Origin of the sequence: uncultured Comamonas sp. (assembly GCF_964277875.1) — a bacterium.
Taxonomy (GTDB): domain Bacteria; phylum Pseudomonadota; class Gammaproteobacteria; order Burkholderiales; family Burkholderiaceae_C; genus Comamonas; species Comamonas sediminis.
On the sequence record NZ_CAXYJV010000049.1, the window covers coordinates 95,346 to 113,837 of the forward strand.

At 64.9% G+C, this 18,492-nt stretch carries 19 protein-coding genes and 1 riboswitch; of the genes, 6 read left to right on the plus strand and 13 right to left on the minus strand.

The window, feature by feature from the left end; all coding sequences use genetic code 11:
- Positions 1-18 precede the first annotated feature (18 nt).
- Complete coding sequence (locus ACHWUQ_RS20865) at positions 19-591, minus strand: TMEM165/GDT1 family protein (protein ID WP_394682336.1); 573 nt, start codon at positions 589-591, stop codon at positions 19-21.
- A gap of 96 nt (positions 592-687) precedes the next feature.
- Positions 688-801, minus strand: a riboswitch (yybP-ykoY riboswitch).
- 231 nt (positions 802-1,032) lie between these two features.
- Between ACHWUQ_RS20865 and ACHWUQ_RS20870 the strand changes: the two genes are divergently transcribed.
- Complete coding sequence (locus ACHWUQ_RS20870) at positions 1,033-1,446, plus strand: RNA-binding protein (RefSeq protein ID WP_256460942.1); 414 nt, start codon at positions 1,033-1,035, stop codon at positions 1,444-1,446.
- A gap of 255 nt (positions 1,447-1,701) precedes the next feature.
- Positions 1,702-2,289 carry an RNA recognition motif domain-containing protein gene (locus ACHWUQ_RS20875; RefSeq protein ID WP_394682337.1) on the plus strand — a complete coding sequence of 196 codons (588 nt, stop codon included), beginning with the start codon at positions 1,702-1,704 and terminating at the stop codon, positions 2,287-2,289.
- Between the two features lie 85 nt (positions 2,290-2,374).
- Here the strand turns inward: ACHWUQ_RS20875 and ACHWUQ_RS20880 are convergent, their stop codons facing one another.
- Genes ACHWUQ_RS20880 through ACHWUQ_RS20895 form a run of 4 tightly spaced genes read right to left on the minus strand, consistent with a single transcriptional unit; the run spans position 2,375 to position 5,369 of the window.
- Positions 2,375-3,196, minus strand: coding sequence for an SDR family oxidoreductase (locus ACHWUQ_RS20880; RefSeq protein ID WP_394682338.1), 822 nt, complete (start codon positions 3,194-3,196; stop codon positions 2,375-2,377).
- Positions 3,197-3,202: 6 nt separating this feature from the next.
- On the minus strand, positions 3,203-3,802 hold the full coding sequence (gene lptC, locus ACHWUQ_RS20885; protein WP_312835114.1) for an LPS export ABC transporter periplasmic protein LptC: 600 nt from the start codon (positions 3,800-3,802) through the stop codon (positions 3,203-3,205).
- Positions 3,799-4,371, minus strand: a complete 573-nt coding sequence (locus ACHWUQ_RS20890) for an HAD family hydrolase (RefSeq protein ID WP_239809915.1) — start codon at positions 4,369-4,371, stop codon at positions 3,799-3,801. Before ACHWUQ_RS20890 ends, lptC begins: the two co-directional genes overlap by 4 nt.
- Entirely contained in the window at positions 4,371-5,369 is a 999-nt protein-coding gene (locus ACHWUQ_RS20895; protein WP_394682339.1) for an SIS domain-containing protein, read from the minus strand. Before ACHWUQ_RS20895 ends, ACHWUQ_RS20890 begins: the two co-directional genes overlap by 1 nt.
- A 139-nt stretch (positions 5,370-5,508) precedes the next feature.
- On the opposite strand from ACHWUQ_RS20895, the gene ACHWUQ_RS20900 reads away from it, so the two are divergent.
- Positions 5,509-6,063 carry an adenine phosphoribosyltransferase gene (locus tag ACHWUQ_RS20900; protein ID WP_394682340.1) on the plus strand — a complete coding sequence of 185 codons (555 nt, stop codon included), beginning with the start codon at positions 5,509-5,511 and terminating at the stop codon, positions 6,061-6,063.
- 33 nt (positions 6,064-6,096) lie between these two features.
- Here the strand turns inward: ACHWUQ_RS20900 and ACHWUQ_RS20905 are convergent, their stop codons facing one another.
- Positions 6,097-6,840 carry a hypothetical protein gene (locus ACHWUQ_RS20905; RefSeq protein WP_239809917.1) on the minus strand — a complete coding sequence of 248 codons (744 nt, stop codon included), beginning with the start codon at positions 6,838-6,840 and terminating at the stop codon, positions 6,097-6,099.
- A gap of 204 nt (positions 6,841-7,044) precedes the next feature.
- Positions 7,045-7,521: a Crp/Fnr family transcriptional regulator gene (locus ACHWUQ_RS20910; RefSeq protein WP_021024746.1), complete on the minus strand. Its 477-nt coding sequence runs from the start codon at positions 7,519-7,521 to the stop codon at positions 7,045-7,047.
- A gap of 185 nt (positions 7,522-7,706) precedes the next feature.
- Between ACHWUQ_RS20910 and ACHWUQ_RS20915 the strand changes: the two genes are divergently transcribed.
- Positions 7,707-8,633, plus strand: coding sequence for a class I SAM-dependent methyltransferase (locus tag ACHWUQ_RS20915; protein WP_312414935.1), 927 nt, complete (start codon positions 7,707-7,709; stop codon positions 8,631-8,633).
- Positions 8,634-8,808: 175 nt separating this feature from the next.
- Here the strand turns inward: ACHWUQ_RS20915 and azu are convergent, their stop codons facing one another.
- The 4 genes from azu to ACHWUQ_RS20935 form a co-directional block, all read right to left on the minus strand.
- The gene (azu, locus tag ACHWUQ_RS20920; RefSeq protein ID WP_394682341.1) at positions 8,809-9,297 is read right to left on the minus strand and encodes an azurin; all 489 of its coding nucleotides are present in this window, start codon (positions 9,295-9,297) and stop codon (positions 8,809-8,811) included.
- 63 nt (positions 9,298-9,360) lie between these two features.
- A complete protein-coding gene (locus ACHWUQ_RS20925) occupies positions 9,361-10,158 on the minus strand; it encodes an ABC transporter ATP-binding protein (protein WP_394682342.1) in 798 nt (265 codons plus the stop codon).
- Entirely contained in the window at positions 10,155-11,255 is a 1,101-nt protein-coding gene (locus tag ACHWUQ_RS20930) for a FecCD family ABC transporter permease (RefSeq protein WP_394682343.1), read from the minus strand. The genes ACHWUQ_RS20925 and ACHWUQ_RS20930 overlap by 4 nt, the downstream gene beginning before the upstream one ends.
- Positions 11,252-12,361, minus strand: coding sequence for an ABC transporter substrate-binding protein (locus ACHWUQ_RS20935; RefSeq protein WP_394682349.1), 1,110 nt, complete (start codon positions 12,359-12,361; stop codon positions 11,252-11,254). The genes ACHWUQ_RS20930 and ACHWUQ_RS20935 overlap by 4 nt, the downstream gene beginning before the upstream one ends.
- Positions 12,362-12,668: 307 nt before the next feature.
- Between ACHWUQ_RS20935 and ACHWUQ_RS20940 the strand changes: the two genes are divergently transcribed.
- Complete coding sequence (locus tag ACHWUQ_RS20940; RefSeq protein WP_239809923.1) at positions 12,669-13,415, plus strand: response regulator; 747 nt, start codon at positions 12,669-12,671, stop codon at positions 13,413-13,415.
- Positions 13,412-14,896, plus strand: coding sequence for an ATP-binding protein (locus ACHWUQ_RS20945; RefSeq protein ID WP_394682344.1), 1,485 nt, complete (start codon positions 13,412-13,414; stop codon positions 14,894-14,896). The genes ACHWUQ_RS20940 and ACHWUQ_RS20945 overlap by 4 nt, the downstream gene beginning before the upstream one ends.
- Before the next feature lie 123 nt (positions 14,897-15,019).
- On the opposite strand, the gene ACHWUQ_RS20950 is transcribed toward ACHWUQ_RS20945, so the two are convergent.
- Positions 15,020-16,696, minus strand: a complete 1,677-nt coding sequence (locus tag ACHWUQ_RS20950) for an RNA-binding domain-containing protein (protein ID WP_394682345.1) — start codon at positions 16,694-16,696, stop codon at positions 15,020-15,022.
- A 145-nt stretch (positions 16,697-16,841) separates the two neighbouring features.
- A complete protein-coding gene (gene mnmE / locus ACHWUQ_RS20955) occupies positions 16,842-18,311 on the minus strand; it encodes a tRNA uridine-5-carboxymethylaminomethyl(34) synthesis GTPase MnmE (RefSeq protein ID WP_394682346.1) in 1,470 nt (489 codons plus the stop codon).
- Positions 18,312-18,492 lie beyond the last annotated feature (181 nt).

Consider the following 18,492-nt stretch of genomic DNA (forward strand, 5'->3'; position numbering starts at 1 on the left):
CTGGCGCCGCCAGCGCTGTCAGTCCATCGTCGTGAACAGCGCAGCCACGCCCAGCACCAGGAAGATCACCGCACAGACACGGTGGATCCAGCGGATCGGCAGCTTCTTGGTGATCTTGTCGCCAAACCAGACCACCGGCGCATTGGCCAGCATCATGCCGATCGTGGTGCCGGCGACCACCCAGTAATAGGAAGCCGGGTACTTGGCGGCCAGCCCTACGGTGGCCAACTGGGTCTTGTCGCCCATCTCGGCCAGGAAGAACAGCAGCACCGTGGTGCCGAACACGCCCCAGCGGCCGCTGCTCTTGCCGGCTTCGTCCTCGTGGATCTTGTCGGGAATCAGCATCCAGCCGGCCATCAGGATGAAGGACACGCCCAGAATCCAGCGCAGCACATCGGGGCCGAGCATCGTGGTGATCCAGGCACCGACGGCACCGGCCAGTGCATGGTTGACCAGGGTCGAGACAAAGATGCCCAGCACAATGGGCCAGGGTTTGCGGTATTTGGCAGCGAGGACGAGCGATAGCAGCTGTGTCTTGTCGCCCATTTCGGCAAGGGCGACGACAGCGGTCGAGAGGAGAAAGGCTTCCATGGTGTGGGGATCGTTATTGCAGCCGGATATCGCAAGACAGCATTGACCGCATCGCGACTCCGGCATTGGATCGCAACGTGGTCAATGGTCTCGCCCAGCATCCTCATCACAAGGTGCCGTGTACGCCATAGGCCGCGAAGGCCCAAGTTTGTTGACGCACACTCCGCGGCGCATTGCACGCCCGGCAGGCTACTCCCCAAAGACCGGCGCATCATACGCCCAAAAGCGATGCTGCGCCGCAACACCCACTGCCGCCAGGGAAAATACCAAGCCCCGCTTGCGGGAACTGTCAACACAGCGTAAGGCGATTCACCCATAATGGTGAAGCTCAATGTGCCCCCGGGTACACTACAGCGCGCGGTGATCCGTCTTGGAAGTTGTCACAGGTTTGTTGATTGCATCAGGCTCCATCGCTTTTTTTACTTTTTTCGGAGTCCTCAAATGGGCAACAAACTTTACGTGGGCAACCTGCCCTACTCTTTCCGTGACAGCGATCTGGAAAGCACTTTCAGCCAGTTCGGTACCGTCTCCAGCGCCAAGGTCATGATGGAACGTGACACCGGCCGCTCCAAGGGCTTCGGCTTTGTGGAAATGGGTTCGGACGCTGAAGCACAAGCTGCTATCGAAGGCGTGAACGGCCAAGGCTACGGCGGCCGTAACCTGGTTGTGAACGAAGCCCGTCCCATGGAAGCCCGTCCTCCACGCAGCGGTGGTTTCGGTGGTGGCAACCGTGGCGGCTTCGGCGGCGGTGACCGCGGTGGCTTCGGCGGCGGTGACCGTGGCGGCTTCGGCGGCGGCGATCGCGGTGGCTTCGGCGGCGGTGGCCGTGGTGGCTACGGTGGCGGCAGCTACTAAACACCTCACCTCCAAAACCTCTTACGGGTTTTGACGGTTAGATGACGGGTTTTCCCGAAAAAAAGGCCTCTTTGAGGCCTTTTTTGCATCTGGTTGCAGCTTCCGCGCCACAACTGAGGGGCGGAACTATGCCATTGTCGGTTTTTATGCCAGAAAATAAAGGATGGAGTATTCCTCCATCGGGCTACTGCGATGAATGACCGGTGTTCTACAGGGCGCTATCGCATTATTTAAGAGTTATCAGGAGTCCCTCAAATGGGCAACAAGCTTTACGTCGGTAATTTGCCATACCAGGTTCGCGACAACGATCTGGAACAGGCCTTTGGTCAGTTTGGCAGCGTAACCAGCGCCAAGGTGATGATGGAACGCGACACGGGTCGCTCCAAGGGTTTCGGTTTTGTAGAAATGGGCAGCGATGACGAAGCCCAAGCAGCGGTCAACGGTCTGAACGGTCAGCCTCTGGGCGGCCGCAATCTGGTCGTGAACGAAGCGCGTCCGATGGAGCCCCGTCCTCCCCGCAGCGGCGGTGGTGGCTTTGGCGGCCCACGCGGTGGTGGCTTCGGTGGCGGCGGTAACCGCGGCGGCTTCGGTGGCGGCGGTGGTGGCTACGGCGGCGGTGGTGGCGGTGGATACGGCGGCGGCGGTGACCGTGGCGGCTACGGCGGCGGCGGCGGTGGTTATGGCGACCGTGGCGGTCGCGATGGCGGCCGTGGCGGCAATGACCGTGGCTTTGGTGGCGGTGATCGCGGCGGCGACCGCGATGGCGGCTTCCGCAGCCCCTACGGCAATGGTTCGCGCAACCGCGGCGGCAACCAAGGCTACGACAACAACGACGATTATTGATGTCTGCAGGCACACCCTGGCGGTGCGCCTCCAGCAACGACAAAGCCCCGACAGGGGCTTTTTTCATGGCCGGCGCAGACCTGCGTCAGTCCCGGCCTGGCGGCAGCTCTTGCACCCGTTCGCGGTGGCGGTGCTTGCGCGGGCGGTTGGCCAGCGCGCGGTCATACAGTGCATTGGGCAGGCAGCGCAACAGCTTGGCCACCCAGCCCATCTGCCAGGGGATGACGGCATAGCTGCGCGCCTTGGCAATCACCGCGAAGGCCTTGTCGGCGAAGGCCTCGGGTTGCATCAGGAACGGCATGCCGTAGCGGTTATGGCTGGTGAGCGGCGTGGCCACAAAGCCCGGGCTGATCGTGACCACCTGCACGCCGCTGCGCTGCAGCTCCACCCGCAGGCTCTCGCAGTAACTGATGACCGCCGCCTTGCTGGCGCAGTAGGCGCCGTGGCCGGGCAGGCCGCGTATGCCGGCCACACTGGCAATACCCACCAATTTGCCACTGCCGCGCGCCTGCATGGGCCGCACAAAGGCGTGGAAGGTCGCGGCCATGCCGATCACGTTGGTGGCATAGGTCTGGGCCATGACGTCCAGGTCCTCGCGCTCTGCCGTGTCGATGCCGTAACTCACCCCGGCATTGGCCACCACCACATCGGGCAGGCCCTGCTGCTGCAGGCATTGCGCGCAGGCGGCAATGATCTGGTCCTGGCTGGCCACGTCGGCGCCATAGATGGCATAGCGGCTGCTGTCCATGCCTTGTGCCTGCGCCCATGCCTGCATCACTGCGCTGCGGCGGGCCACCAGCGCCAGCCGGTAGCCGGCCTGGTAGTAGCGCCAGGCCAGCGCCTGGCCGATGCCGCTGGAGGCGCCGGTGATCAGCACCAGCGGTGCGTCGCTCAGGGGGGTGGCCATGGGCGCTCAGCGTGCGGGCTGCAGGACACCCTTGACCCGGCCCTTGAGCTCGGCCACCTGGGTGAGGTTGTTGAAGACCATGGAATCGGCCGTGAAGCGGTCCTTGCCCCGGATGATCTCGACTGGCTTGTTCGAGCTCACACGCTCTTCATTGACAAAGGCGTGCAGGAATTCGCCCCGGAACTCCATCTGCGGCACACCCGGCTTGTTGCTGCTGCGCACCACCTTGGCATTGCCGAACAGCTGCACTTCCGAGCCATCGGCATTGGACAGCGCGCGGTCGGCCGTCGCCACCGTCGTGGATCCATCCTGCCGCAACGAGCGCATCGTGGCCGTATCGATCTCCAGCGTGTCGGTGTCGATGAAGTGGCGCATCTTGTTGCCCAGGATCTCGCTGGTCAGCACGCCGGTGCCGTCAAAGTTGCGCACCGAAAAATCGCTCATGTAGTAATCCACCTCGTGGCCGGGCACCACCGCCTCACGCACGCTCTGCGGCTTGGGGGCATTGCGCACCAGCCACCAGGTGCCCAGCGCCAGCAGACCCATCAGGATCACCGGCAGGTAGATGGACGACAGGTCCATGAGGCGTCGCACACGAGATTTCATTGTCCGTACCGATCGAGCAGGTTGACATAGGCACCGCTGGCGGCCAGCACGGCATCGCACAGCTCGCGCGCGGCGCCTGCGCCGCCGTGGCGGGTGGTCACCCAGTGTGCCACGCCCAGCACTTCGGGGTGGGCATTGGCGGGGGCGCAGGCCAGCTGGCAGCGGCGCAATACCGGCAGATCCGGCCAGTCATCGCCAATGGCAGCGGCCTGGTGCCAGTCCAGGCCCAGCGCCTCCAGCATGGCCTGGGCAGCGGGCAGCTTGTCCTCGGTCCCATAGCGCACATGCGCGATGCCCAATGCCGCCAGGCGGTGGCGCAGCGGCGCCGAGTCACGCCCGGTGATGACCGCCGGCACAATGCCGGCTTCGCGCAGCATCTTGAGGCCATGGCCGTCGAGCGTGTGGAAGCGCTTGAGCGTTTCACCCTGCTCGCTGATGTACAGGCCGCCATCGGTGAGCACGCCATCCACATCGAAAAACACGATCTTGATGCCCTGGGCACGCAGCAGCAACCCGGCGGGCCACTGCTGGGCTGGGGTGATGGGGGGCAAGGTCAGGGTGCTGGCCATCAGATCACCTTGGCCCGCATCAGATCGCCCACATGCACGATGCCCACCAGGCGCCGGGCCGCATCGGTGACCAGCACGCTGGTGATGCGGTGGGCCTCCATCATCGCGGCGGCATCGGCCGCCAGCGCGTCAGCCGATATCTGGCGCGGCGCCGCATGCATCACCTCGGCCGCAGTCAGGCCACGCAAATCGGCACCGGCCTCAATACGGCGGCGCAGATCGCCATCGGTGAAGACGCCCTGCAGCAGCCCGTTCGCATCGACGATGGCAGCCGCGCCCATGCCCTTGGCGCTCATCTCGCGCATCAGATCGCTGAAACTGGCGCTGGGCAATACGGTAGGCAGTTCATCGCCGCTGCGCATCACGTCAGCCACATGGGTGAGCAGGCGGCGGCCCAGCGCGCCACCGGGGTGGGAGCGGGCAAAGTCCTCGGCCTTGAAGCCGCGCGCATCCAGCAGCGCGACGGCCAGCGCATCGCCCATCGCCATTTGCGCCGTGGTGCTGGCCGTGGGGGCCAGGTTCAGCGGGCAGGCTTCCTTGTCCACCTGGGTGTTGAGCACCCAGTCGGCGTGGCGGGCCATCGAGGACTGCAGATTGCCCGTCATCGCCACGATGGGCACGCCCAGGCGCTTGAGCACCGGCAGCAGCACCGAAATCTCGCCACTCTCACCGCTGTTGGAGATGGCCAGCACCAGGTCCTGGCCGGTCACCATGCCCAGGTCGCCATGGCTGGCCTCGCCCGGGTGCACAAAGAATGCGGGCGTACCGGTCGATGCCAAGGTCGCGGCAATCTTGCGCCCGACATGCCCGCTCTTGCCCATGCCGGTGACCACCACACGCCCGGGAATCTCCAGCATGCGCTGCACGACCTGGACAAAGTTGCCGTCCAGGCGTTGTGTCAGCGCGGCAATGGCCTCGGCCTCGATCGCGAAGGTGGACGCCGCCAGGCGCAGAATCTGCGCCGCTTCGAGGGGGCGCTTGGGCTGTAGGGTGCTCATGGAGGCCGATTTTATCGGAGCGCCCGCGCCCCGGCGGACGCAGGTCATTGCCAAACATGCTTAACAAAGCACCGCCGCTGGACTGCAGCAACCGCACATGCACTACCATGGCGAGTCCTCCCCCTTCTCCGGCCCCACCATGCACGCTCCCGACGTCAACGCCTTTTTGCGTCACCACATCCGCACCGTTCCCAATTGGCCAGCGCCGGGCGTGCAGTTCCGGGACATCACCCCGCTGCTGCAGAACCCGCAGGTCTTCCATGTGCTGATCGACGCCTTTGTGCACCGCTACATGTCGCGCGACATGCGCCCCGATGTGGTGGCCGGGCTCGATGCGCGCGGCTTCATCCTCGGCGCCGTCATTGCCTACCAGCTCAAGGTGGGCTTTGTGCCGATCCGCAAAAAAGGCAAGCTGCCCTTCACCACGGTGGAGGAGACCTATGAGCTGGAGTACGGCAGCGCCACGGTGGAGCTGCATGCCGATGCAGTCAAGCCCGGCGACAAGGTGCTGCTGGTCGATGACCTGATTGCCACCGGCGGCACGATGATGGCCGGCAAGAACCTGCTGGAGAAACTCGGCGCCCAGGTGATGGAGGGCGCTGCCATTGTCGACCTGCCCGAGCTGGGCGGCTCCAAGCGGCTGACCGACGCAGGCCTGCCGCTGTTCACCTTGGTGGATTTCGCGGGCCACTGAGCCTCCGCTGCAGCGCTGCAGCGGCGTGGACGCTCAGTGCAGATCGCCGTACTGGGTATTGCTCAGGCCGCCAAAACTGGTGTCGGCGGTGGGCGCAGGCGCGCCGCCCCGGCGTGCTGCCTCCCGTGCGATCTGGGTCGGGTCAGTGGCACGGCGTGCGGGCGGGACAATCGGCGCCGGCCGTGGCGCGGTGCTGGTCGCGGCGCGCTGGCTGGCCGGTGCCCCCTCCAGCGCCGGCACCGGGTTCATCGCGGCGTCGAGCAAGGCCTTCTTGAAGGCGGCAATCTCTGCCTCATCGACCGGGTCCATGCCCAGCGGCACCGGTGCCATCGGCGCCTGGGACGGCGCGGCGCCAGCGCTGGCGACACGGGGTGCCTTGCTGCTGACGGCACCGAGCTGGGCGTTGAGGCGCCAGTACACCGAGGTGATGACGATCTCGAAACGGGTCTTGGCCGAATAGGCGATCAAGGCTTCGATCTGGGTGAGCTTGTCCGGCGAGGCGCAGTGCTGCTGCGCCAGGTCCACCATCACAATGAACTGCGTCGCGCGCTTGTCCAGCGCCAGCACCTTGAATTTGTAAGCTGCCGACAGAATGCCCGAGCGCACCATGGACTCGCGCACCGCCGAATACACCATTTCCCGCCGGGCCGAACGCTCACCGGGCCGCGGCGCGGCGCTGTCGTGCGGGGACGCCGCAGCCATCGACTTGGCGCCCACCAACGGGCTCTGGGCGGCCAGCATATCGTGCTGGCTGTGGCCCAACGGCTCGGCGAACATTGTTTGCGGCCCAAAGGCAGCCACGGCCGGTTTTTTTTCTGGTCGACTGAACCATTTGGCAAATATAGACATGCCACTCCCTACCCTGATCAGAATGCAAAACGGTCACCCGTTTCACCATGCAACAGGCATTTGTAATTGTAGGGATGGAGTATTGCATACACTTGTCAGAAAAGCGCGTGCCATTTGACACATGCCAAGCTTTTATGTTGCGGCAACGCGGCGTTTGCGGTTGCCCAGGCGCTTGGCCAGCACCGATCCGGCGGCCATCGCCAGCGCGACGGCCACGGTGGGCTGGCGGTTGCACAGCTCGGTAAAGCGGATGCTGGACAGCCCCCAGAGGCGGCAACCGGCCACCGCCTGCACGGTGGCATTGCGCGGCTGGTGCGAGAAGAACGCGCCTTCCCCGACAATGGAGCCCGCGCCGACGATGGCCAGGCGAATGCGCTGCTTTTCGTCCTCGAAATGCACGCTCAGGCTGCCGCTTTCGACGAAGAACAAGGTGCGCTCCTGCGTGCCTTGCTGGAACAACACCTGGGATGCCGCCAGCTGGGTCTGCGTCAGATATGGGGCCAGGATCTCCCACTGCGCTGCCGTCAGCGGGTTGATCATGCTTTCCTCGTCCTGGCAGTTGTTGATGGCGGTCACCAGGGGCTTGATGTCATTGGCGCTACTGAACATGAAAACCTCCTCCTCAATCCTGGCGGTGATCCACCAGTGATCTGTCGAAACTCATAACCCAAGAAATCTAACCGAGCAGCCGCACAATTGGAGGGCGGGCCGGGGAATATTTGTAAGAAGTATCCCGCAGCCCACATTTCTGGTCCAGCACTGCACCCCCGTTTCTCTTCCCGACATTTGAATCCATGCAAGCATTACTTGAGGCCATCGCCACCATGCCCGCGAGCCAGCAGGCGCAACGCCTGTTCCATGGCCGAGGCGGCCTGTTTCCGGGCTGCGAACACCTGTCGCTGGACCTGTACCCGCCGGCCGTGGTGCTGACCAGCTTTGCGCCGCTGGCCGACGAGGCGCTGCACAGCGTGGGCGAGGCGCTGCAGCAGCGCTGGCAGCAGCTCTACCCAGGTGAGCCGCTCACCTGGGTCTACCAATGCCGGGCGCTGGGCGCGGCCGAGACCCGCCTGGTCCAGGGCAGCCTGCCCGAGCCCCATACCGTGCAGGAGGACGATGCCCGCTACCAGGTGCATGTGCTGCGCGGACAGAACCACGGCCTGTTTCTGGACATGGCCGAGGGTAGGCGCTGGGTGCGCCAGTTCATAGCGCGCCAGCCCGATCCCGAGCGCTGCAAGGTGCTCAACCTGTTTGCCTATACCTGCGCGTTCTCGGTCGCAGCACTGCAGGCGGGCGCCGGCCAGGTGGTCAATATCGACATGAGCAAGGCTGCGCTGGCCAGCGGCCAGCAGAACCACCGCCTCAACCAGCTGGCCGGCGGCCAGTTCTGGGGCCATGACATTTTCAGCAGCTGGGGCAAGATCACCCGCACCGGGCCTTACCAGCTGGTGATCATGGACCCGCCCAGCTACCAAAAGGGCAGCTTTGTCGCCACCAAGGACTACGCGCGCCTGATCAAGCGCCTGCCCGACCTGCTGGCACCGGGCGGCTTTGCGCTGCTGTGCCTGAACGCCCCCGAGCTGCCGCTGGCCTTCTTGCAGGACCAAATGGCCGAGCTGGCGCCGGCGCTGGAGTTCATCGAGCAGGTGGCCAACCCTGCGATCTTTGCCGATGTCTCGCCCGACCGGGCGCTCAAGGTGCTGGCCTACCGCATGCCCAGCTGAGGCCGGGCCGCTGTTTCAGCGGTTCAGAGCCGGTAACACGACCCAGCAAACCGAAGGTTTGCGGTTGAGGCTGGGCGCCCCCGACTAGGCGCCAAGCCGCAGGCAGTACAGTAGTACGACAAGGCAGGGCGCGGCCGGCGAGGCAACGACGTATCAAGGGTTGTGTTAGCGGCTCTCAGTCGACAACGACCAGCTTGCCGCGCATAGGCTCCGCATGGGTGGGGAAGGAGCAGAAATAGGTGTAGTCCTCGCCCTGGCTCAGGCGCTCGACCGGGAAACTCACCGAGGCATGCTCGCCACCCGACAGCATCTGGGTGGCAGCCAGCACGCGGGCATCGCCACGGCTGAGCCAGGCGCGCTCGGGGCCGGAGCGCTGGCCCTCGCGGATCACCGCCTCGGTGTCCTGGCTGCGCGTCAGCACCCAGTTGTGGCCCGCTTCCTGCCAAGGCTTTTTGCCGGTGTGCAGCAGGTGCACGGTGAACTGCGCGCAGCGCTTGCTCACGCGCAGCTCGGTCAGGTCAAACTTTTTGCCGGGCTGGCCTTGTACATGGGCTTCACAGACCGGGGCTGGCGCCGATGCGGGCGCAGCGGGCTGCGCTAAGGCGGCGCTGCTGGCGCCCAGGGTGGCGGCGCAAAGGGCGAGGTGGTGCAGAGAGATCTTCATGGTTGGTCGCTTGGGTCGTTGAGAAAGAGGAAATCGGCGCTGAGGCGGTGCATGCCTAGCCGTTCAGGCCAGCAGGCCGTCCACCATCACCTGCGGAATGCCGCGCGAGCACGGCTCGACACGGGCCTGCACGCCATAGACACGGGCCAGCAGCTCGGGGTTGATCGCATCGCTGGGCAGGCCATCGGCCTGCAGCTCGCCGTTCTGCAGCACCAGCACGCGGTCGGCATGGCGCAGCGCCAGGCCCAGGTCATGCAGCACCACCAGGGTGACCATGCCGCTGCGCCGGGTCTGCTCGCCCACCAGCGCCATCACATGGAACTGGTGGTTCAGGTCCAGCGCCGACAGCGGCTCATCGAGCATCAGCACCTGGGGCTGGCGGACCAGCGCCTGTGCCAGGCCGGCCAACTGCGCCTGGCCGCCCGATAGCTCATCGAGGTGGCGCATCGCCAGGTGGTCAATGCCCAGTTGCTGCAGCACAGCAGCGCATTGCACGACCGCATCCTGGGCTGGCTCGGCACCTGCATGCAGGCTGTGGGGCGAGGCCTTGCGCGCCGCCATCAGCGATTCGATCACGCGCAAATGCACCGCCGCCGGCAAGGCCTGGGGCTGGTAGACCACGCGCCGGGCGCGCTCGGCCAGGCTGGCCTGGTCCAGCGGCTGCCCTTGCAAGCGCACCTGGCCGCTGGCACGGGTCAGCCCCGCCAGCGCCCGCAAAAAAGTCGATTTGCCACTGCCATTGGGGCCCAGCACCACGGTGACCGTGCCCGGCTGCAGATCGGCCACCGACAACGAAGGAATGACCACGCGCCGGCCATAGGCCACATGCAGTCCGCTGATCTGCAAACCGCCGCCGCTCATGCCCGCCCCCGGGTGCGCAGCACGATGGCCAGAAAGAAGGGAATGCCTACCAGCGAGGTGACAATGCCCACCGGCACGATGACGCCCGGCACCAGCGCCTTGGATGCCACCGAGGCCAGCGACAGCACCAGCGCGCCAGTCAAGGCCGAGGCCGGCAGGTAAAAGCGGTGGTCATCGCCCACCAGCCGGCGCGCAATATGCGGTGCCACCAAGCCAATAAAGCCGATGCTGCCGACAAAGGCCACCGACAGGGCCGCCAGCACGCTGATGCGCAGCAGCGCACCCAGGCGCAGACGCCGCACATCCACACCAAAGCTGGCCGCGCGGTCCTCCCCCAGGCGCAGCGCCGTCAGCCGCCAGGCATTGCGCATGGACAGCGGCAGCACCACCGCCAAGGCCAATGCCAGCGCACCCAGCTTGGGCCAGGTCGCCCGCGAGAGGCTGCCCATGGTCCAGAACACCAGACCCTGCAAGGCCTCGGCCGTGGCCACAAACTGCAGCAAGGACACCAGCGCATTGAAGCTGAACACCAGCGCAATGCCAAACAGCACCACGCCGGTGGCGCTCATGCCACCCCAGCGGGCCACCAGATCGAGCAGCAAGGCCGAGGCCATCGCAAACACAAAGGCATTGGCCGGCACCGCCCAGGATGCAGGCACGCCCGGCAGGCTCCAGTCCAGCACAATCGCCAGCGCTGCGCCAAAGGCGGCGGCCGACGACAGCCCCAAGGTAAAAGGGCTGGCCAGCGGGTTGGCCAGCACGGTCTGCATCTCGGCACCCGCCAGGCCCAGCGCCAGGCCGACGGCCACCGCCATCAAGGCATAGGGCAGGCGGATATCCCAGACAATCACCCGCAGCGCCGGCGGCGCGGCATCGGGCGTGTACAGGGTCTGCAGCAGCTGCGGCAGCGCCAGGCCCGATGGGCCGGTGGTGAAGTCAAACAGCAGGGCCGCGACAATGGCACCAGCCAGCAGCGCCAGCACCAGCAGGCGCCAGCCCGTCAAACGACGGTAGGCCTTGGCGTGCTGGCCAGCATGCCCTGCATCTACGCCCAGCGCAGCCGAAGTGGCTGCCAGCGGCGGCAGGGACACGCTCATGGCTTGGCCTTCAAGGGGGCGATATCGCCCCAGTACGCGCCTTGCATCGGCAGCGCCTGCAAGAAGCGCCGGTTGATCTCGGCCATCGTCGCCTGCGGGTCCACATCGGCAAAGCGCTCGGGGTAGAACCACTTGGCCATGGCCTCGATCGCCAAAATATTGGTGGGCGCATCGTAGAAGTTGTGCCACAGGCCATGGGCGCGGCCCGAGCGCACGGCGCTCAGCGTCTCAAAACCCGGGCGCTGGGTCAGCTCGCGCAGGCTGCTGCCCAGTTGCGCGGCGCTCACCCCTTCGCCCGCCCGCACCATGGGGCGGCTGCCTTGGGGCCGGCTGCCGGTGGCGATGTAGATGGCCGGGTCCTGGGCGATCAGTGCTTCCTGGTTCAGGTCGCCGATCGCGCCGGGGATCTTGCCTGCCGCGATGTTGATGCCGCCAGCGGCGTCAATGAACTCCCCGACGTTGCCCTTGCCCGCCGTGTGGCAGCAGCCATCCCAGACACCGGCCAGCAGCTCGGCAAACACCAGCGGGCGCTGCTGCGCAGGGATGTCCTTGACCCGGGACTGCACCCGCAGCAGATGCGCCTCGTAGAAATCGGCATAGGCATTGGCCTGCGCCTCGCGGTGCACCGCCTGGCCCAGGATGCGGATACTCTTGGCGGTGTTGCGCACCGGCTGGGCGCGAAAGTCGATGAAAACCACGGGCACGCCCGACTTCTCCAGTGCCTGCACCAGGCTGCTTTGGCGGCCCGGGCCATGACCACCCAGGCCGAAGATGGCGATATCGGGCTGGGTCGACACCGATTTTTCGTAGCTGACGCTGTCTTCCGAGCTGCGGCCAATCAGCGGAATCTGGGTGATCTGCGGAAAGCGCTGCTGGTAGGCCGCCCAGCCATTGGGATCGGCAAAGGCCAGCTCGCCTTGCCAGCCCACAATGCGCTTCAAGGGCTCAGCGCCCTCCATCAGTGCCAGTGCATACAGAAAGCGGCCCTCGCCCAGCAGAATATGGTCCACCTTGGCGGGGATCTGCACGGTGCGGCCGACGATATCCACCACCGTGCTGCCCTGCGCGGCCGTGGCATCCGCTGCAGCTTGCGCCGGAGCTGCCATGGTCAGACCCGTGGCCAGGCCCAGCCCCAGCGCCACACCCAGAGCGCGCAAGCGCATGCCCGCTTGTGCGGCAGTACGAAAAAGGTCCGACATGCGGACCAGGGATGCGCCTGCAGCTTGCAGTGCCGGGGAGAGCTTCGATGCGGTCATGGTCACAACAAACTAGAATGAAAATCGTTCTTATTGATCAGTGAGCCGCCACTCTAATCAGCGCCGCAGCGGCCCAGCCGCCACCGCCCGCCTGATTTGCAATGCCATGTTTTCGCCCCGCCCTCCAACACAATCCATTACTTATCCGGAGAAAACCGTGACCTCGCCCCCCGCCAGCCTGCCCGGCAAGGCCCGCATCCTGGTGGTCGATGACGACCCCGAGATCCGCGAGCTGCTCTGCGACTACCTGCGTGCCCAGGGCATGCAGGCGGCTGCCGTGCCCGATGGCCAGGGCATGTGGGACTGGCTGGCCCGCCACAGCGCCGACCTGGTGGTGCTGGACCTGATGCTGCCCGGCGTCGATGGCCTGGCGCTGTGCCGCAGCCTGCGCGAGCGCACCCCCATCGCCGTGGTGATGCTGACGGCACGCGGCGCGCTGATGGACCGCATCCTGGGGCTGGAGATGGGGGCCGACGACTACCTGCCCAAGCCCTTTGACCCGCGCGAGCTGCTGGCCCGCATCACCGGCGTGCTGCGGCGCACGCGCCAGGTGCCGGCATCAATGCACGAGCCCGAGCACCTGGCCACCCTGCGCTTTGCCGGCTGGACCTTGAACATGCAAAGCCGCAGCCTGCATGACCCCAAGGGCCTGCTGATCAGCCTGGCCCAATCGGACTACCGCGTGCTCTGCGCGCTGGCGCAAAACCCGCAGCGCACCCTGAGCCGCGACTACCTGGCCGAATACACCTTTGGCCGCGAGCGCCAGGCGCTGGACCGCGCCGTCGATGTCTGCATCAGCCGCCTGCGCCAGCACCTGGAGCCCCAGCCGCGCCAGGCCCAGCTGCTGCGCACCGTGCGCAATGCCGGCTATGTGCTGGCCTGCGAGGTCGAGACGCTGGCGTGAGCACCGCCCCCGACACCCCCGCCACGCATTGCACCGGCCGCTGGCTTCCCAGTTGGTTGTCGTGGTTGGCGCGGCTGTGGCCACAAACATTGTCTGGCCGCATTGCCGCCATCCTGGTCATCGGCATGCTGGCCGCCCAGGCGATGACCGGCACCATCTGGTGGGAAATGCGCCGCAGCCAGCTGCTGGATGTGCCCTTGCGCCTGGTGGCGGCACGCAGCGCCGATACCTTGGCCTTGCTGCAAGCCAGCCCGCCCGAGCAACGTGCCGCGCTGCTGGCGCAGTGGCAAGGCAGCCGCTACCAGTTGCATCTGGTCGATGCACCCGATGGCACGCAGACATCCCCCTACCCCGAAGCCCAGACCTTGATGGCCCAGGTGGTGCGCGAGCGCCTGGGCCAGCCCGTGCCGCTGCAATTGCAGCAGTTGGCGCTGCTGGGCGAGCGCAGCACCGACGGCCACCGCAGCCCCGTACTGCTGGCCGATAAACCCGAAGCCCATGTACGCCTGCTGCTGCAACTGCAGGACGGCCCCTGGCTGCAGATCGATGCGCAGGAAGGGGAAATCGGCCAGCCGGTGCAGCCCTTGCAGGCGCTGGCCGACTATGTGCTGCGCGTCTACCTGCTGCGCAGCCTGGTGATTGTGGCCGTGGCCCTGGTGGCAGTGCGCCTGGCCATGCGCCCCCTGCAGCGCCTGGCCGCCGCCGCCGAGGCGCTGGGCCGTAACCTGCAAAGCCCGCCGATGGATGCGCGGGGCCCGCGCGAAGTGCAGCAGGCAGCCCAGGCCTTCAACGCCATGCAGCAAAAAATCAACGAAGGCCTGGCCGAGCGCACCCGCTTCCTGGCCGCCGTATCGCATGACCTGCGCTCGCCCATCACCCGGCTGCGCCTGCGCGCTGAAATGCTCCAACCCGACGCGCTGCGCGCCAAGTTCCGCAAGGACCTGGAAGAGATGGAGCACATGGCCGCCTCCACCCTGGACATGCTCACCGGCGCCCACGCCAGCGGCCCGCGCCAGACCATGGACATCAACGCGCTGGTGCATGGCGTGGCACAAGACATGCACGAGTCCTGCGGCCTGCCGGTCCCCGTCAGTGGGCAGGCGCTGCAACCCTACACCGGCTACGCCCAAAGCCTGCGCCGGGGCCTGCAGAATCTGGTGGAAAACGCACTGCGCTATGCCGGCGATGCGCAGTTGCACATCGACGACGATGGACAACAACTGCGCATCCACGTGCGCGACCACGGCCCGGGCATCCCCGCCGCGCAGATGGCCAGGGTGCTGGAGCCCTTCTACCGCATGGAACACTCCCGCAATGCCGATTCCGGCGGGGTCGGGCTTGGCCTGTCGATTGCGCAGACAGTGGCGCAGGCCCATGGTGGCGAGCTGTTGTTGCGCGCGGCGGATGGAGGCGGGTTGGAGGCGGTGCTGGTGTTACCTCGGGGGGATGCTGCTGCGCTCATGCAAAGCAACTCTGTTTGAGAAATGCCTGGCGAATTTTCAATTCACCTGCAGCTTCACGCTAGCTCTCTGCAAAAGCGCACCAATGTAATTCAATAACCTATTGATTGATAAAGAATTTAATTAATTTCTCTCTGCAAACCTCTAATTTCTCTTTGCAACTCTCTCTGTCAGCTGCCAGCAGGGAGCAGTGTCAGAGCCCGTATTGAGGATCACGCCATGGCGGCGCAATCGTGTTAGCAGCCCACTGATCTTGTTGTACTTCTGTTTGGCATCCAGTGCATCGCTCAGCTTGCCCATCAGTAATTCATTGATCTCCGCTCGGTTGGCCCGCTCAAATTTCTCCAGATAGTCCGTCAGCAATTTGAGGTAAAACGCATCGTCTTGCGCACGGGTACGGATGTAGTCGACTTTGTTGGCTGTTGCTTCTGCCACCGCTGCTGATACATGGAAATGAGGTTTACGCCCCTCAATCAACTTGCTACGCCGCAAGCGTGCGGCGGCGTCATCGGGGATAGGCAAGCGCTTTTGCACCCGGTCCAGAGCCAACACATCTGCCAATGGAAGCTGGGTGTTCTGAATCAGCAAACGGCTATAGGCCGGATCTACCACGCCACCGTAAATGGTCAACCCAACGACCCCGGGCTCTCTCAAGTCGTAATCAGGCAATGGGAAATAACGTCGTGCTTGTCCCGTATAGATCGAATGGATGCCGTAGCCCATGGTGTCGATCATGTTCAGCTCTACCATCGCCAAAGCCAAGGCTGGATTTCGGTAGCGTCGCGGTGTCTTGTCGCCCTGAATGTAATCGTCTGGTTGTCCTTCGTAGAATCCGCCTTCGTTCTCGAACACCAACCTGTCAGGCAGCTCCTTGACCACGACCCTTCCGTTGCGGCTGTAGTCTTGGTGGGCAATGCAGTTGTGCAGGGCTTCCAGCACGATCTTCTGATCGTATTTGGAAACCTCGATGGGCAGCAGCTCGTCAAGAGGCAACAGGCGGAGCTGGATGTTCCGAATCCGCTGATAGAGCTGCGTCGTATTCAACAGAAATGGTGGCCCAAAATGTTCATAGGCCCGCTCTACCCCTTCCAACTTCCACGTCAACTGGGCAGGATGCGGGGATAGGTGATAGCTTGATTCCGCTTTGCCAAGTAGAAGTAAAGCAGCGCGCGTCAGTTGGCCATCATGCGTAACACGCGCTCGGTCAAGAAATGTCGTCAACGGCCAACCCTGTACCTCGCCAGGTTGGAACCGGTTGGCATATTTCTGAGCAAAAGAATCACGCGCTTTCTCAACAGCGGCTTCATCCAAATCATCAAGTGTGGCGCCTGGTACGACTTGGGCCGTCCAATCCTGCGCGAGTGTTTGACGGCGAATGTCATCGAGCTTATCCAAGCCTAGAGATGTCAGGCTTTCGCCAGCGCGCGCGTAGTAGTGGCCTTTCCAGGAAATAGGAATACCTTGTGGCGCGGCGGGAATCTCAAACATCAGCACGCGGCCATCGGCGTGCTGCCACTCGTGAATTTCGCGGAAGGTCACACGGGGCTCAGAATTCTCAGCGATCTGCATCTTGAGCGACTGCAGGCGTTCCTGTTGTGGCCGGTAATCAGTGCCCACCACGCAACGGGTTTTATTGCTCACCCCAAATACCAACCACCCAAGCTCTACGCCACGCAGATTGGCTTCATTAGCGAGCGCAGAGAAGTATTTGCCGATATCGTCCGTGCTGAAATCGCTGCCAGCCTGTTTGAACTCTGCCACTTCGTTTTCCCAAGTAGCGATAAGACTGTCCAATTGCTCGCTGAAATCTGGTTGGGTCATCCATCCTCCTGTGCACCCCTGCCTCCTCCATACGCGCTAAGCAAGGTTAGTGGCAGCTTGGGCAACCGCAAGATTACAGCATCTGCTTTGCGACGCGCGGCGCTTTTCTATCGACCTCTACTTCAGGAGGAAGAAGAGACCCGCATCACTTCCCAATACAAAAACTCGAAAAGATCACCCCCAGCAAATCATCCGATGTGAATTCGCCAGTGATCGCATTCAACGATTGCTGGGCCAGGCGCAGCTCTTCGGCCAGCAGGTCGAGCGCTGGGCTGTCCACATGCAGCTGGGCATGGGCGATGTCCAGGTGCTCTTCGACCTGTTGCAGCGCCTGCACATGGCGGGCGCGGGCGATGTAGGTGCCTTCGGCGGCGGGCTGCCAGCCAGCCATGGCCAGCAGTTGTTGGCGCAGGGTGTCCAGGCCATCGCCGGTTTTGGCCGACAGCACCAGCGGGGCCTGGCCGCCCGCCGGGGCAGCGGCAGCAGCAGCGCCAAACTGCGCGGCGGCCTCGGCGCTTTGGCGGCGGGCCTCGTCGGCGGTCATGGCATCGGCCTTGTTCCAGACCTGCAGCACCGGCACGGTGGCGGGCAGTTGCTGCTGCAAGGTGGCGGCGATCTGGCGATCGGCCTCGGCGTAGTCGGGCGCGGCCATGCGGGTCAGGTCGTGCAGGAACAGCACGGCATCAGCGGCGGCGATTTCTTCCCAGGCGCGGGCAATGCCGATGCGCTCGACCTCGTCGCTGCTCTCGCGCAGGCCGGCCGTGTCGATCACATGCAGGGGCACGCCTTCGATCTGGATGGTCTGCGCGACCTTGTCACGCGTGGTGCCGGCTATCGGCGTGACGATGGCCAGCTCTGCGCCGGCCAGCGCGTTGAGCAGCGAGCTTTTGCCGGCATTGGGCTGCCCGGCGATCACCACCTTGATGCCCTCGCGCAGCAAGGCGCCCTGGCGGGTGCGCTGCATGACGGCCTGCACGGTGGCGCGCAGCTGGTCCAGCTGGCCATAGGCATCGGCCTTTTGCAGAAAGTCGATTTCCTCTTCGGGGAAATCCAAGGTGGCCTCGACCAGCATGCGCAGGTGCACCAGCGCATCGCGCAGGCGGTGCACCTCTTGCGAGAAGGCGCCGGTCAAGGAGCGGCTGGCGCTGCGTGCTGCCGCCTCGGTGCTGGCATCGATCAGATCGGCAATCGCCTCGGCCTGGGCCAGGTCGATCTTGTCGTTCAGAAATGCGCGCTCGGTGAACTCCCCTGGCTCGGCCAGGCGCAGGCCGGGCAGCAGCGGCTTGCCGCTGTCGGCCTCTGCCTGTGCGGCCTCCAGGCAGCGGGCCAGCAGCAGCTGCAGCACCACGGGGCCGCCGTGGGCCTGCAGCTCCAGCACGTCCTCACCGGTATAGCTGTGCGGCGCAGGGAAGTACAAGGCCAGTCCCTGGTCAATGGCCTGGCCGTCGGCCGCCTTGAACGGCAGGTAGCTGGCCTCGCGCGGCTTCAGGGCCTTGCCGCAGAGTCGCTCGACCAGCGGCGCAATCGCCTTGCCCGACACCCGCACAATGCCCACTGCTCCGCGCCCGGGGGCAGTGGCAATGGCAACAATCGGATCGTGGTGGCGGGCAAGCATGGGCAGGTCTCTGGCTCTAGTGGGGGCAAGCCCCACATTATCGGGCGGCAGCGCCAGCCGCCTGCGCCGCAGGCTATTGGCCGGCCCGGTGCCCGCCCAGGTGCCCCTGAAACGCTGACCCGTCCTAAATTAGGTTGACAGTTTGGACGGTTGAACATACCGGAGCAATCCGGCCAATGAT